The sequence below is a fragment of the Mesorhizobium yinganensis genome (assembly GCF_040081985.1).
GTDB classification, from domain to species: domain Bacteria; phylum Pseudomonadota; class Alphaproteobacteria; order Rhizobiales; family Rhizobiaceae; genus Kumtagia; species Kumtagia yinganensis.
In genome coordinates, this window is sequence record NZ_JBEBMH010000024.1 from 26,865 (window position 1) to 40,457 (window position 13,593).

Here is a 13,593-nt window from a genome sequence, read left to right on the forward strand (position 1 = left end):
GGCGGTACGCCGCCTCCCATGGGTGTCGATCGAATAGTCTGGCTTGAGGTGTTACTTCTGCCAGCTCTTCACGAGTTCGTCGTAGCCGATGGTCAGCGGCTTTTCCTTCTCGTTCTCGATCTTGAGCTGCGGAGCGAGGTTGCCCTTCTTGACCGCATCGGCATTCCAGTAGGCAAGGTCATGCTCCTCGGCCAGCTTCGGACCGATGTCGCCTTGCACGCCGGCGCGCTCCAAGCGTTCCAGCACCTTCTCCTGCTCGGCGCAGAGCGAGTCCATCGCCTCCTGCGGCGTCTTGGCACCCGACGACGCGTCGCCGATCGCCTGCCACCAGAGCTGCGCCAGCTTCGGATAATCCGGGATGTTCGTGCCGGTCGGCGACCACTGGACGCGGGCCGGCGAACGGTAGAACTCGATCAGACCGCCGAGCTTGGGTGCCCGCTCTGTGAAGCTCTTATCCTGGATGGTCGACTCCCGGATGAGCGTCAGGCCGACATGGCTCTTCTTGACGTCGACGGTCTTCGATACGACGAACTGCGCGTAGAGCCAGGCGGCCTTGGCGCGGTCATCCGGCGTCGACTTGAGCAGCGTCCAGGAACCGACATCCTGATAGCCGAGCTTCATGCCGTCCTTCCAGTAGACGCCGTGCGGCGACGGTGCGAAGCGCCATTTCGGCGTGCCGTCCGCGTTCACCACCGGCAGGCCGTCCTTGACGAAGGATGCCGTGAACGCCGTGTAGGTGAACATCTGCTGGGCCACCTCGCCCTGAGATGGCACCGGGCCGGATTCGGAGAAGGTCATGCCCTGGGCGGCGGCCGGCGCGTAGGCCTTCAGCCAGTCCAGATACTTCTGGATCGCGTAGACCGAGGCGGGGCCGTTGGTGTCGCCGCCGCGCGCCACACAGGAGCCGACGGGCCGTGATTTCTCGTCGACCTTGATGCCCCATTCATCCACCGGCAGACCGTTCGGGATGCCCTTGTCGCCATTGCCGGCCATGGACAGCCAGGCGTCGGTGAACCGCCAGCCGAGCGACGGATCCTTCTTGCCGTAGTCCATGTGGCCATAGACCTTCTTGCCGTCTATCTCGCGGCCGGTGAAGAACTCGGCGATGTCCTCATAGGCCGACCAGTTGACCGGCACGCCGAGGTCGTAGCCATACTTCGCCTTGAAGTCGGCCTTGTTCTTCTCGTCGTTGAACCAGTCGTAGCGGAACCAGTACAGGTTCGCGAACTGCTGGTCGGGAAGCTGGTAGAGTTTTCCGTCCGGCGCGGTGGTGAAGGATTTTCCGATGAAGTCATCGAGGTCGAGGTTCGGGTTGGTGACGTCCTTGCCCTCATTGGCCATCCAGTCTGTCAGGCTTCGCGCCTGCTGGTAGCGCCAATGGGTGCCGATGAGGTCCGAGTCGTTGACATAGGCGTCGTAGATGTTCTCCTTGGACTGCATCTGCGTCTGGAGCTTTTCGATCACGTCACCCTCGCCGATGAGGTCGTGGGTGATCTTGATGCCGGTGATGGCGGTAAACGCGGGCGCCAGGACCTTCGACTCGTAGCTGTGTGTATCGATGGTCTCGGAGACCACCTTGATGTCCATGCCGGCGAAGGGCTTCGCCGCGTCGATGAACCATTGCATCTCGGCTTCCTGTGCCGCCCGGTCCAAAGTCGACAGATCGCCGATCTCGGCATCCAGAAAAGCCTTGGCCTCGTCCATGCCGGCGAAGGCCTGACTGCTGCCCAGAATGAGTGCAATGACGCTGGTTGATGCTAAAATATGCCGTCGCATGCGATTCCTCCCTTTTCAAAGGTTTTCAAGTGCGATCGAGGCGGTCGCCGGCACGCGGCCGCCTCAACGAGTTTTCCCCCTCTATACGTAGCGAAATACGCCGATGGCGTAGACCACGGAGAGAGCGAGAGCCCACCACAGGCTGGGTCCGACAAGACCCAGCCAAGCGAGATGGATGAAGGCGCTGCCGAGCAGCGAAACGAACAGACGATCGCCGCGCGTCGTCTCGAAACGCAAAATGCCGACCCGCGGATTGCCGCCCGGCGAGGCGTATTCCCACACCGCCATCAGGCAAAGCAGCAGAAGGATGGTGAGGAAGAACAAGGCGGTCGGGAACGTCCACGCCATCCAGCCAGCCCCGAGCGAGCCGAACCAGTCGATCGCGTCGTCCTTTCTGGGCAGCGCGGCGACCAGAAGCCCGGCGGCGGCAAGATAGGCTACGAGGACCGCGCCCAAGGGGATTTGCCAGCTGCGAGTGGCGGTCATGAGGCTTCTCCCCCTACCTGTCCCTCGGACAAGGATGGCTCGATAGTGGCCGCAGCCAAGGCGGAGCAGATGCCCGCAAGATGATGCAGGGCATGCCACGGCAGGCCAAGCGAAAGCGGGGATTCGGGGTCGCCGATTTCATCGCGAAGGTCGCCCAGGTCGTCAGCTATGTCCGACACGACCAGGTCCGGCTTTTCGGCAGAGAAGATATCGGTCGGAAATACCGACCAGTATGTCGCTCGACCAACCTCGATCGTCTCGATACCGGATGCCGCAAGCTTATCGAATACCGCCAGGGCAATTTTTCTTACCTCCCGCACCGAGATTGTCTGGCGGTCGCTCATCACACCCTCCCCAGGGCAAAGCCCTTGGCGATGTAGTTGCGCACGAACCAGATGACGAGCGCGCCTGGGATGATGGTGAGCACGCCGGCCGCCGCCAGCACGCCCCAGTCGAGGCCGGAGGCCGAGACGGTGCGGGTCATGATCGCAGCGATCGGCTTTGCATCCGTAGTCGTCAGCGTGCGGGCGATCAGCAGTTCCACCCAGGAGAACATGAAGCAGAAGAAGGCGGCGACGCCGACGCCGCTGGCGATCAGCGGCATGAAGATTTTTACGAAGAATTTCAGGAACGAATAGCCGTCGATATAGGCGGTCTCGTCGATCTCCTTCGGCACGCCGGACATGAAGCCTTCCAGGATCCACACTGCCAACGGCACGTTGAACAGGCAGTGCGCCAGCGCCACCGCGATATGCGTGTCGATCAACCCGAAGGCCGAATAGAGCTGGAAGAACGGCAGCGCGAACACCGCCGGCGGCGCCATGCGGTTGGTCAGCAGCCAGAAGAACAGGTGCTTGTCGCCGAGGAAGCGATAGCGTGAGAAGGCATAGGCGGCGGGCAACGCCACGACGATCGAAATCACCGTGTTCATCACCACATAGATGATCGAATTGATATACCCCGAGTACCAGGAGGGATCGGTGAAAATGACCCGGTAATTGCCCAGGGTCGGATTGTTGGGCCAGAGCGAGAAGGTGCCCAGAATCTCCTGATTGGTTTTGAAGCTCATGTTGATGAGCCAATAGATCGGCAGCATCAGGAAGATGATGTAGAGCGTCGGCACCAGCCACCAGAACCGGCTCTCGTCGCCGCGCCGGCGCATGGCGCGGGAAACCGCGTCCTGCCCGGCCGCGACAGTGCCGGCGGGTGCGGCGCCGAGATCCCCGGCTCGGGCACTGGCGGCGGTGGTCTTCACATCCGCCATCTCAGCGCTCCGCGTCGTAGTTGGTCATGACGGTGTAGAACACCCACGACAGGAGCAGGACAATGAGGAAGTAGATGATCGACATCGCCGCCGCCGGGCCGAGGTCGAACTGCCCGACCGCCATCTTGACCAGGTCGATCGACAGGAACGTCGTCGAATTGCCCGGGCCGCCGCCGGTCACCACGAACGGCTCGGTGTAGATCATGAAACTGTCCATGAAGCGCAGCAGCACTGCGATCAGCAGCACGCGGTTCATCTTGGGAAGCTGGATGTAGCGGAAGATCGACCAGCGCGAGGCCCCGTCGATCTTGGCGGCCTGGTAATAGGCATCAGGGATCGAGACCAGACCAGCGTAGCAGAGCAGAACGACCAGGCTCGTCCAGTGCCAGATATCCATGACGATCACCGTCACCCAGGCATCGAACGGGTCGTTGACATAATTGTAGTCGATGCCGATCGCCTCCAGCGAATGGCCAAGCAGGCCGATGTCGACGCGGCCGAACACCTGCCAGATCGTGCCGACCACGTTCCACGGGATCAGCAGCGGCAGCGCCATCAGCACAAGGCAAACCGGCACGCCCCAGCCGCTCTTCGGCATGTTGAGCGCTATGAAGATGCCGAGCGGGATCTGGATCGCCAGGATGACGAAGGAGAAGATGAGGTTGCGGCCCATCGCCTCCCAGAACCGGTCGGAACTCAGCATCTCCTGGAACCACTCGGTTCCGGCCCAGAAGAACTCGTTGTTGCCGAAGGTGTCCTGCACCGAATAGTTGACGACCGTCATAAGCGGGATCACCGCCGAGAACGCCACTAGGAGCAGCACCGGCAGCACCATGAACCAGGCCCGGTTGTTCCAGGTCTTGTTCATCGAACGCCCCCCGTCTCTATGCGCCAGGAATCGGCGTAGAGGTTTATGCCGGCTGGATCGAAGGCTATGCGCGGGTCGGCAGGCAGCTCCTCGTCCTCGTGAAGGATCGCGGCGATCTCGCGTCCTTCCAGCGTGGCGCGAACCACCTTGTGGCGGCCGATGTCCTCGACCTTGGTGACAGAGACGGGCATGCCGGATGTTCCGAGCCTGACATACTCCGGCCTGATGCCGAGTTCGACCGTGCCGCTCGCGCCCGCAGGCGCGCCCGGCAGTGCGACCACATGCCCGCCCAGCCGCGCGCTGGCTCCATCGACCTCGACAGGGATCACGTTCATGCCCGGCGAGCCGATGAAATAACCGACGAAAGTATGCCTTGGCCGTTCGAACAGTTCGGCCGGCGTGCCGATCTGCACGATCTCACCGTCATACATCACCACCACTTTTTCCGCGAAGGTCAGCGCCTCGGTCTGGTCATGTGTGACATAGACCATGGTGTAGCCGAAGCGCTTGTGCAGCTGCTTCAACTGCGAGCGCAGCACCCATTTCATATGCGGGTCGATGACGGTCAGCGGTTCGTCGAACAGGATGGCGTTGACGTCGGAACGCACCAGCCCGCGGCCGAGCGAGATCTTTTGCTTCTGGTCGGCGGTGAGCCCCCTCGCCCGGCGTTTCGCCCAGTCGGCGAGGTCGATCATGTCGAGCGTCTCGCGCACCTTGCGGTCGACCTCGGCCTCCGGCACGCCGCGGTTGCGCAGCGGGAAGGCCAGATTGTCGTAAACGGTCATGGTGTCGTAGATGACCGGGAACTGGAACACTTGGGCGATGTTGCGCTCCTGCGTCGAGGTGTGGCTGACGTCGCGGCCATTGAACAGCAGCCTTCCATGCGAGGCGTGCAGAAGCCCGGATATGATGTTGAGCAGCGTGGTCTTGCCGCATCCCGAAGGGCCCAGCAGCGCATAGGCGCCGCCGTCCTCGAAGGTGTGGTCCACTTCCTTCAGCGCGTAATCCTTCGGCGAGGTCGGATTCGCCGTGTAGGCATGGCGGATATGGTCGAGATCGATGCGTGCCACCCCTCCCTCCTCAAGCCGCCAGCTTCCGCCGCGAAGCCGCCGAACGGCCGGCCGCGTCGAACACCATGATGTGGCGCGGGTCGATGAACACTTCGACCGTCTCGTCCGCCTCGAACACTCTTATGCCGGGCGTCAGCATCACCCATTTCGCGTCGGCGAAATGCAGATGAACGAAACTCTCGGAGCCGGTGATTTCCGTCACCGTCACTTTGGCCGGTACGGAGACGGCGTTCGCCGTCGGCCGCGTCAGCGACAAATGATGCGGCTGGAACCCGACCGTGTAGGCACCGTCGGCAATGCCGGAAAGTTCCGGGGGCACGGGCAGCCCCACGCCGCCGTCGAGCAGGAAGCGCGCGCCCTCCTTGCGCATGACGATGGTGTTCAGCGGCGGATCGGAGAAGGTTTTGGCGGTAATCAGATCGACGGGCTGGCGGAAGACGTCGATGGTCGGCCCGAACTGGGTGACGCGGCCTTGCGACAGGGTCGCTGTGTTGCCGCCGAGCAGCAGCGCTTCGTGCGGCTCCGTGGTCGCATAGACGAAGATCGTGCCGGCCTCCGCGAACAGCTTTGGCAGTTCGGCGCGCAGTTCCTCGCGCAGCTTGTAGTCGAGATTGGCGAGCGGTTCGTCGAGCAGCACGAGGCTGGCATTCTTCACGATGGCGCGGGCAAGTGCCGTCCGCTGCTGCTGGCCGCCGGACAGGTTGAGCGGCGTGCGCTGCAGATAGGGCGTCAGTTTCATCAACTCGGCCGCGCGCTTCACCTCGCGATCGATCCTGGCCTGATCGGTGCCGGCGACGCGCAGCGGCGAGGCGATGTTTTCATAGACGGTCATCGCGGGATAGTTGATGAATTGCTGGTAAACCATTGCGACGTTTCGCTTTTGCACGGCGATGCCGGTGACGTCCTTGCCGTCGAACCAGACAGAGCCGGAAGTGGGGGCGTCGAGGCCAGCCATCAGCCGCATCAGGCTGGTCTTGCCGGACAGAGTCGGCCCGAGCAGCACGTTGAGCGAGCCGTGGCGAAGCGTCAGCGAAACGTCGCGAATGTGATCCGCGCCCGCCACCGATTTCGTCACGTTTCTCAGTTCGAGCATTCCGCCTCCTCCCAGGCCCGTGCTTGCCGACTATCTTGCCGCCTACTCCGCCGCAGCGCGATCCCCCTGCGCCGCGCTCATGTACTGGTCGAGCGCAGCTGCCTGCTCCTCGCTCAGCCTAAGGCCGCGCTTGGTCCTGCGCCACAGCACGTCGTTGGCCGTCACCGCCCATTCGTGCTGCATGAGATAGCGCACCTCGGCCTCGAACAGGTCGGCGCCGAAGTTGCGGCCGAGATCGGCCTGCGAACGCGCTAGGCCCAACAAAGTGCGGGCGCGCGTGCCGTAAAGGCGTGTCAGGCGGCGGGCATGAGGCAGATCCAGGAAAGGATAGGACGCCTTCAGTTTCGCGGCCTCTGCTTCAAAACCGTCCGCAGCGAAATCGCCGCCCGGCAGCGTGGCGCCTGCCGTCCACGGCTTGCCGCGCTTGCCGAGATGCTCCTCGATCTTCTCAAGCATCGATTCAGCGAGCCGCCGGTAAGTGGTTATTTTTCCACCGAAAACATTGACGATCGGTGCCTGGCCGCTGCCGCCTTCGGCCTTCAGCACATAATCGCGCGTCGCCTCCTGCGCCTTCGACGCGCCGTCGTCATAAAGCGGGCGCACGGCCGAATAGGTCCAGACGATGTCGGAGCGGCGTACCGGCTCCGCGAAATATTCGCTTGCGGCATCGCAGAGATAGTCGGTTTCGACATCGCTGATACGCGCATCCTTCGGATCGCCGACGAAATCCTGGTCGGTGGTGCCGATGAGCGTGAAGTCCACTTCGTATGGAATTGCGAAGATGATGCGGCCGTCGCGGTTCTGGAAAAAATAGGCGCGCGGATCGTCGAATTTCTTGCGAACGACAATATGGCTGCCGCCGACAAGGCGCACATTGTGCACGTCGTTCTGGCCGACCGTGCCCGACAGCACACGGTCCACCCAAGGGCCGGCCGCATTGACGATCAGCCTGGCCTTGACCGTCGCGGTCGCGCGGCCGCGCGTATCCTCGATGACGATCGACCAGTGTCCGTTCTCGCGGCGGGCTTCGACCACCTTGGTGCGTGTGCGGATGACCGCGCCGCGATCGGCAGCGTCGCGGGCGTTGAGCACCACGAGGCGTGCATCGTTGACCCAGCCGTCGGAATATTCAAATGCCTTTTTGAAAAGCGGCTTGAGTGGCTTGCCGGCGGGATCACGCGTCATGTCGAGCGTCTTCGTCGCCGGCAGCAGCTTGCGTCCGCCTATATGGTCGTAAAGAAAGAGGCCGAGGCGCAGGAGCCAGGCCGGCCGCAGGCCCTTGGCGTGCGGCAGGACAAATCGCATCGGCCAAATGATGTGCGGGGCCATCTTCCACAGCACCTCGCGTTCCATCAGCGCCTCACGCACCAGCCGGAACTCGAAATGCTCGAGATAGCGCAAGCCGCCATGGATCAGTTTGGTGGAGCCGGACGACGTGCCGCTCGCCAAGTCGTTCATCTCGCAGAGGAAAACCGAGTAACCACGGCCGACGGCGTCACGTGCGATGCCGCATCCGTTGATGCCCCCGCCGATAACGAACACGTCATGGATCGCGCTTGCGTCCAACAATCCCTCCACGCTTTCGCAATGCAGCATTTTGCCAACACCGAAAGTCTGTTGGGATTATTTCGAAATAATAACGAATGTCAAACGAAAATAACCGGAGTGTGCGGCGGGGCCTGATCAGGAGGAAGCGAGCCGCTCGGTCTCCACAAGCTCGACCTCGTTTTCCTCGCAGATGCGGCGGATTGCCGGAAGTTCGCAAAGGTCGGTGATAAAGGTGTTCACTTGCGAGAGATGACCAATGCGCACAGGCGCGGTTCGCTCGAACTTGGTTGCATCCGAAACCAGGATGACATGGCGAGCATTGGCGATGATCGCCTGCGCGACCTTCACCTCGCGAAAATCGAAATCGAGCAGCGCGCCGTCATGGTCGATAGCCGAGGCGCCGATCACCGCATAGTCAACCTTGAACTGCTTGATAAAATCGACCGCCGCCTCGCCGACTACGCCGCCGTCAGAGCCGCGCACGACACCGCCGGCGATCACCACCTCAATGCCGGGATAGACCCTCATCCTGTTGGCGACATTGATGTTATTGGTGATGACCATAAGGCCGGCATGGTCGAGCAGCGCCTTGCTGACCTCCTCCGTCGTGGTACCGATGTTGATGAACAGCGATGCATTGTCGGGAATGATGCGGGCCGCCGCGCGGCCGATCGCCTCCTTCTCGGAAGCCGCGATCTTGCGCCGCGCCTCATATTCGACATTGGCGATGCCCGAGGGAAAAAGCGCGCCACCATGGATGCGCGAAAGCAAGCGTTGATCGCACAAGTCATTGAGATCCTTGCGGATCGTCTGGGGAGTCACGCTGAAATGCGCTGCAAGGTCGTCAACCAGGACGCGGCCGTGATCCTTCGCCATCTGCATGATTTCAGAATGGCGTGGCGACAGATACATTAGTCTTCCTCCCGGTTTCGTTTTGACGTCTTCTAGTACGAAACGAAAGTCGGTGATAGCCCAATGCCCGCCGCAGCGCCGCCGCGAGCCGCCGGCAACGGCTGAGCCTCCCGGCGGGCAGATGTCCGGGATAGCGTTCGATTTGTGATCGACGTTGTTTCAAGCCACGCGACGCCGGAGCCGCCGACAAGCAGGATCAGTGGAATGCAGGCGATGCTATTCCTGCTTCTGGCGGGCCTGCACCGGCTTCAGTCTGACGTCCCTTTGAGGACGCTTCAGGATCTTGGCGAGTTCCGGAACCTCGGCCGGCTGACGATTGCGCAGCGGCGCCTTGACCGCCATACCGTCGACGATTCGCAGCACGCTGTCGTAGAAATCGGATCCCGCCGCCGATTTTGGCGGCTCGGCCTCGTGCATGACACTGATCACCGTGATTGCGGGGCAATTGTCCTTGATCGCCTGGTGGAAAGCCGTCTTTGCCTGCACGTCCAGCGCGCCGGTCGCCTCGTCGAGGAAAAGCAGACCGGGCTTGTGCAGCAGGATGCGCGCCAGCACCAGCCTTTGCTTCTGGCCGCCTGACAGTGTCTCGTCCCACAGTTTTCCGTCGCGGCTGGCGTCGGCCAGCCATTCGATGAATTCGCCCAGCCCCGACCTGTGCATGGCGGCGGCAACGGCGGTGTCGGCGTGGTCCCCTTCGTCGCCGGGAAGGCAGATGAGTTGTTTGAGCGACACCGGCGGCAGCCGCACGTCCTGCGCGGCATAGAAGACCGGCACGCCGTCGGGGAAGGAAACGTCACCGCCGCCATGCGGCCACAGACCGTTGATCGCCTTGATCAGACTGGACTTGCCGGAACCGGACTCGCCCTTGACGAAGGTCCATTCGCCGCGCCGGAAGCGCAGGATCGGCGCGGCCACGAACGGTATCGCATCGTCGCCGGCATGCATGAGCTCGAGGTTGCGCACGGTCAGGCCGAACACCGCGTGCTGGCGGGCATAGCTGAAATCGAAGCGTCCGGTCGAGCGGTAGAAGTCGTCAGGGTGCTGCACGCGCTCGATGGCCTCCGCCAGATCGGTGATGCGGCGTGCATTGGCCTTCAGCGAGGCGATCGCCGGCATGACGTGGATGAACCACGAACATTCGCGGATCAATTGGTTCACCAGCTCGGCGCCGGTGACGTAGTTCCTCAGGCTGATGTTGTTGTTGATGTAGGGCAGAAGTCCAGGCCCGTAGGAGATGATCCTGAAGGCGACGAAATCATAGATGAGTTGGAAGGACTTGAAGCCCGAATCGAACCAGTTGAGGCGCGCCCAGACGCGGTCGATGCCGGCGTAGAGGCTGGCGTTCATCTGCCGCTGCACCGCCTCGCCATGCGATGCGGCAACGTGGAAGCTGCGACGCAGGAATGTCGTCAACTCGCCGCGATAGCTGCCTTCGGCCTTCTGGCTGGCGACCGTCAGGCGCTCCAGGGCACGGCCGATCCACAGCGCGAACCAAGTGTTCAGCGGAACATAGGCGGCGACCACCGCGAAGGCGAGAACGGCCGCGCCATACTGGCCGAGGAATTCGAGGCCGTCGATCGCCGTCGACGTCTCGATCAGCTTCTGGCCGACGAAGAACAGAGAGCTGACCACGCCCATGACGCCCATGGCCAACCCGATCGCACCACCCGCCATGTCCTTGATCGATTCGTGGACGCGCTGGTCGATGTTGTCGGGCGGCGGCAATTCATTGCCGTCGACAGAGCGGGCGGCGTGCTGGACGTGGAAATGAGTGTGATTGGCGTCGAGCAGCGCGTCGTTGAAGCGGCCATTCAGCCAGCCCCGCCATTTGCGGTGCAAGGTCGTGGATAGGAGATGGCGTATGCCGGTGAGCACGATCTCCTTGGCGACGACGAGGAAAACCAGGAAACCCGCGGTGCTCAGGATGGAGGCAAGCGGCGCTTCGTTGCCCGGCCAATGGTAAAGCGCGATGGCGCTGGTCAGATCACCGCCCGCCTCGGCCAGCCATACGCCGACCTTGCTTGAGAAAGCCGTGAGAAGCGCGATGGCCGCGGTGAGGATCCAGGCCTCCCGCCACCGCTCGGAGAACCAGTAGGCCCGCATCAGGCCCCAAAAACCGCGCATACCCGATACCGGCGTCAGCGGCGGTAACTGAGCCTTGTCTTTGCGCCACCTGCGGAACAGACGTGGCGCAGGCCCGAAGACCCACGTCCGAATCAAGGATTCCACCCCATGCCCTTTTTTTGGAATCGTAACACTTTTCGCGGTTTTTCAAACCGAAATGTCTGAAGCCGCCTAAGAAACGGGCGTCAACTTAAAGTGTCAGGTACCCACTTCGGAAGGCTAAGGGTGTGTTTCTCAAGGGATTAAGCGGGATCACTCACCCGCCGATCAAGCGTTCGTGAACTGCCCGAATGACGACTTCTTAACGACTGCGAATCGGCGTGAAAAGAGATTCGCGAAATACTTACGATGACCATCGGCGAGGCGCCGAAATCACCCGAGACGCACACCGGCGAAATGGTTTACGCGGCACATCTGCGCCATGAGGGAGTAGGCCCGACCCAGTCAAAGGACGCGCTGTTTGCGCAGGCCGCTCTACTGCGAGAGGGACCTGCAAATAGAACCCGCGTCAAGACGGTTGCCGTAGATGCGGATCAAGATTCCGCAAGCCGCCCTCGCCCACTCTTCCAGCCGCCCACCCAGCGGATAACCGCCGAGTTCCGCGGGACGCTCGGTCTTGGCGTCCCATACCATCGAAGTGCCCGACGGCTCCGGCAAACAACTGAACCTCGGCCTATTCATCTCCACGACCACCTCCGACAAACGCCAACGCCGGCCCGTCGAATCGGTTCATGAGGAATCAAGTCATGATTAACGGTAGGTTAGGATCGGCGACGGCTCCAAACGAGACGAGAAAACCGGCTGTCTCACCGGGAACTCCCGTCGCGCCGTGCGAGACGGGAACGCAACCAGCCCGGCGCCTCGCCAACCCGGAGGACCCGATCCTTGCGGGCCTGCGGTATGCCCCAATGCTCGCGATAGATTTCCTCGAAGAGGAATTTAACGGGATGCATGATCATGCTCCTTAGGATTTGAATCGATCCAAAGACAGACCCGTGAAAAGCCCTTCTGCCCTCCGGTCGGACCTCCGGCGCCAGCCGATCACGTCCCAGCGCACCGAATGGCGGTCGGCGCGCGGAATGCCCCAGTCGTTGCGGTAGATGTCCTCGAACACGTAGCTTAGCGGATGCATCGCACCCTCCTTCAGAATCTATATCGACCCAATCAAGAGCCTATCGCTCATTTTGGATCGATTCAAGAATAGACCTTCTCTGCGCGATGTCAAGCATAATTTGAATCGATCCAAGATTTGCGCTATATGTCTCCTGACAAATTCGGGGGTATAAGCGACCCGATCAAAGGGAGCGGAGTTGGCAAAGAGACCGATCAGGCTGGCGGACGTGGCCGTCGAGGCGGGCGTGTCGCATGGCACCGCGTCCAACGCCTTCAGCCGTCCGGAGATCGTGCGTGAAGAGGTGCGCGAGCGGGTATTCGCGGCCGCGCAGAAACTTGGGTATGCCGGCCCTGACCCACGCGGCAGGCTGTTGCGCGCCGGAAAAGTCAACGCCATCGGCGTCGCCACGGCGGAACCTCTCTCCTATTTTTTCGACGACCCGTTCGCCCGCGTTGTCATGTCAAGCATCACGCAGGCCTGCGATGCCACCGGCGCCGGCATATCGCTGGTTTCGGCCGTCAACCAGGAGCAGCTCGCTTGGAACATCCAGAGCGCGGTGGTCGACGGATTCATCGTGTTCTGCATCGAAGGCGGCTCGCGGTTGGTCGACCTCACCCGAGAGCGCCGGCTGCCTTTCGTGGCGCTGGACTACGGCTTTGACGACGATTCGATTTCGACGATCGGCGTCGACGATGTCGCGGGCGCCCGGATGGCGGCGCTGCACCTGACCGGACTGGGGCACCGGCGCTTCGCGGTTCTGTCGCTGCAACTGGCCGATGTCACGGCCGGCGCGATCTCCTGGGTCGAGGCGGACAAGGCGGTCTATGCCGGCACACGCGACCGGTTGCGCGGTTACGCCGAGGAACTCGCCGCCGCCGGCATCGCCACGAACGACATTCCGCTCTACGAGACAGACAATGACTGGCCAAGCACCGCGGCCGGCCTGGAACACCTTTTCGCCGCGCCTAACCCGCCCACGGCGATCCTGGCGATGTCCGACAAGGTGGCGCTGCATGCGCTGGACTGGTTCAAGGCGCGCGGCATCGCCGTGCCGCGCGACGTGTCGGTTGTCGGTTTCGACGGCGTGCCGGAAGGCCTTGTGTCCGACCCGCCACTGACGACGATAAGCCAGCCGATGGCCGAGATGGGCCGCCGCGCCGTCCAGACCATCCTCGGCTTCGACGGGACGAACCGGCGCGAGACTCTGGACGTCGCGCTTACCGTGCGCGGCTCGACCGCGCCGCCGCCGGTTTGAGGCGGCGGCCGGGTCCGGGACGGATCATTCGGACGATCCGTTCACGATCGCTTTTCATTCCGAGCCCGCTTCGTGGTAGATGG

Annotated in this window: 12 protein-coding genes; 1 reads left to right on the top strand and 11 read right to left on the bottom strand. The window is 62.4% G+C overall.

Annotated features, from left to right (window positions below; all coding sequences use genetic code 11):
- Positions 1-51 precede the first annotated feature (51 nt).
- The 11 genes from ABMA59_RS28615 to ABMA59_RS28665 all read right to left on the bottom strand — a co-directional run bounded on the left by ABMA59_RS28615 (position 52) and on the right by ABMA59_RS28665 (position 12,273).
- Entirely contained in the window at positions 52-1,776 is a 1,725-nt protein-coding gene (locus ABMA59_RS28615; protein ID WP_349008789.1) for an ABC transporter substrate-binding protein, read from the bottom strand.
- 81 nt (positions 1,777-1,857) lie between these two features.
- A complete protein-coding gene (locus ABMA59_RS28620) occupies positions 1,858-2,262 on the bottom strand; it encodes a DUF2160 domain-containing protein (RefSeq protein ID WP_349008790.1) in 405 nt (134 codons plus the stop codon).
- On the bottom strand, positions 2,259-2,606 hold the full coding sequence (locus ABMA59_RS28625; protein WP_349008791.1) for a hypothetical protein: 348 nt from the start codon (positions 2,604-2,606) through the stop codon (positions 2,259-2,261). Before ABMA59_RS28625 ends, ABMA59_RS28620 begins: the two co-directional genes overlap by 4 nt.
- Positions 2,606-3,424, bottom strand: a complete 819-nt coding sequence (locus ABMA59_RS28630; RefSeq protein WP_349008848.1) for a carbohydrate ABC transporter permease — start codon at positions 3,422-3,424, stop codon at positions 2,606-2,608. The genes ABMA59_RS28625 and ABMA59_RS28630 overlap by 1 nt, the downstream gene beginning before the upstream one ends.
- Before the next feature lie 103 nt (positions 3,425-3,527).
- A complete protein-coding gene (locus tag ABMA59_RS28635; RefSeq protein ID WP_349008792.1) occupies positions 3,528-4,394 on the bottom strand; it encodes a carbohydrate ABC transporter permease in 867 nt (288 codons plus the stop codon).
- Positions 4,391-5,464, bottom strand: a complete 1,074-nt coding sequence (locus ABMA59_RS28640) for an ABC transporter ATP-binding protein (RefSeq protein ID WP_349008793.1) — start codon at positions 5,462-5,464, stop codon at positions 4,391-4,393. The genes ABMA59_RS28635 and ABMA59_RS28640 overlap by 4 nt, the downstream gene beginning before the upstream one ends.
- Before the next feature lie 10 nt (positions 5,465-5,474).
- Entirely contained in the window at positions 5,475-6,557 is a 1,083-nt protein-coding gene (locus ABMA59_RS28645; RefSeq protein ID WP_349008794.1) for an ABC transporter ATP-binding protein, read from the bottom strand.
- A 42-nt stretch (positions 6,558-6,599) separates the two neighbouring features.
- Positions 6,600-8,123 carry a glycerol-3-phosphate dehydrogenase gene (gene glpD, locus ABMA59_RS28650; protein WP_349008795.1) on the bottom strand — a complete coding sequence of 508 codons (1,524 nt, stop codon included), beginning with the start codon at positions 8,121-8,123 and terminating at the stop codon, positions 6,600-6,602.
- 117 nt (positions 8,124-8,240) lie between these two features.
- Positions 8,241-9,017: a DeoR/GlpR family DNA-binding transcription regulator gene (locus tag ABMA59_RS28655; RefSeq protein WP_349008796.1), complete on the bottom strand. Its 777-nt coding sequence runs from the start codon at positions 9,015-9,017 to the stop codon at positions 8,241-8,243.
- A gap of 216 nt (positions 9,018-9,233) precedes the next feature.
- Positions 9,234-11,141 (bottom strand): ABC transporter ATP-binding protein/permease, encoded by a 1,908-nt coding sequence (locus ABMA59_RS28660; RefSeq protein ID WP_349008797.1) that lies wholly within the window; start codon positions 11,139-11,141, stop codon positions 9,234-9,236.
- A 964-nt stretch (positions 11,142-12,105) separates the two neighbouring features.
- Positions 12,106-12,273, bottom strand: a complete 168-nt coding sequence (locus ABMA59_RS28665; protein WP_349008798.1) for a hypothetical protein — start codon at positions 12,271-12,273, stop codon at positions 12,106-12,108.
- 178 nt (positions 12,274-12,451) lie between these two features.
- On the opposite strand from ABMA59_RS28665, the gene ABMA59_RS28670 reads away from it, so the two are divergent.
- Positions 12,452-13,510 (top strand): LacI family DNA-binding transcriptional regulator, encoded by a 1,059-nt coding sequence (locus ABMA59_RS28670; protein WP_349008799.1) that lies wholly within the window; start codon positions 12,452-12,454, stop codon positions 13,508-13,510.
- Positions 13,511-13,593 lie beyond the last annotated feature (83 nt).

What these genes read in the sequence shown, in the direction of transcription:
- ABMA59_RS28660 (WP_349008797.1), bottom strand. Translation starts at nt 11,141, where the DNA reads ATGCGCGGTTTTTGGGGCCTGATGCGGGCCTACTGGTTCTCCGAGCGG.
- ABMA59_RS28655 (WP_349008796.1), bottom strand. Translation starts at nt 9,017, where the DNA reads ATGTATCTGTCGCCACGCCATTCTGAAATCATGCAGATGGCGAAGGAT.
- ABMA59_RS28615 (WP_349008789.1), bottom strand. Translation starts at nt 1,776, where the DNA reads ATGCGACGGCATATTTTAGCATCAACCAGCGTCATTGCACTCATTCTG.
- ABMA59_RS28635 (WP_349008792.1), bottom strand. Translation starts at nt 4,394, where the DNA reads ATGAACAAGACCTGGAACAACCGGGCCTGGTTCATGGTGCTGCCGGTG.
- ABMA59_RS28625 (WP_349008791.1), bottom strand. Translation starts at nt 2,606, where the DNA reads ATGAGCGACCGCCAGACAATCTCGGTGCGGGAGGTAAGAAAAATTGCC.
- ABMA59_RS28620 (WP_349008790.1), bottom strand. Translation starts at nt 2,262, where the DNA reads ATGACCGCCACTCGCAGCTGGCAAATCCCCTTGGGCGCGGTCCTCGTA.
- ABMA59_RS28630 (WP_349008848.1), bottom strand. Translation starts at nt 3,424, where the DNA reads ATGCGCCGGCGCGGCGACGAGAGCCGGTTCTGGTGGCTGGTGCCGACG.
- ABMA59_RS28645 (WP_349008794.1), bottom strand. Translation starts at nt 6,557, where the DNA reads ATGCTCGAACTGAGAAACGTGACGAAATCGGTGGCGGGCGCGGATCAC.
- ABMA59_RS28665 (WP_349008798.1), bottom strand. Translation starts at nt 12,273, where the DNA reads ATGCATCCGCTAAGCTACGTGTTCGAGGACATCTACCGCAACGACTGG.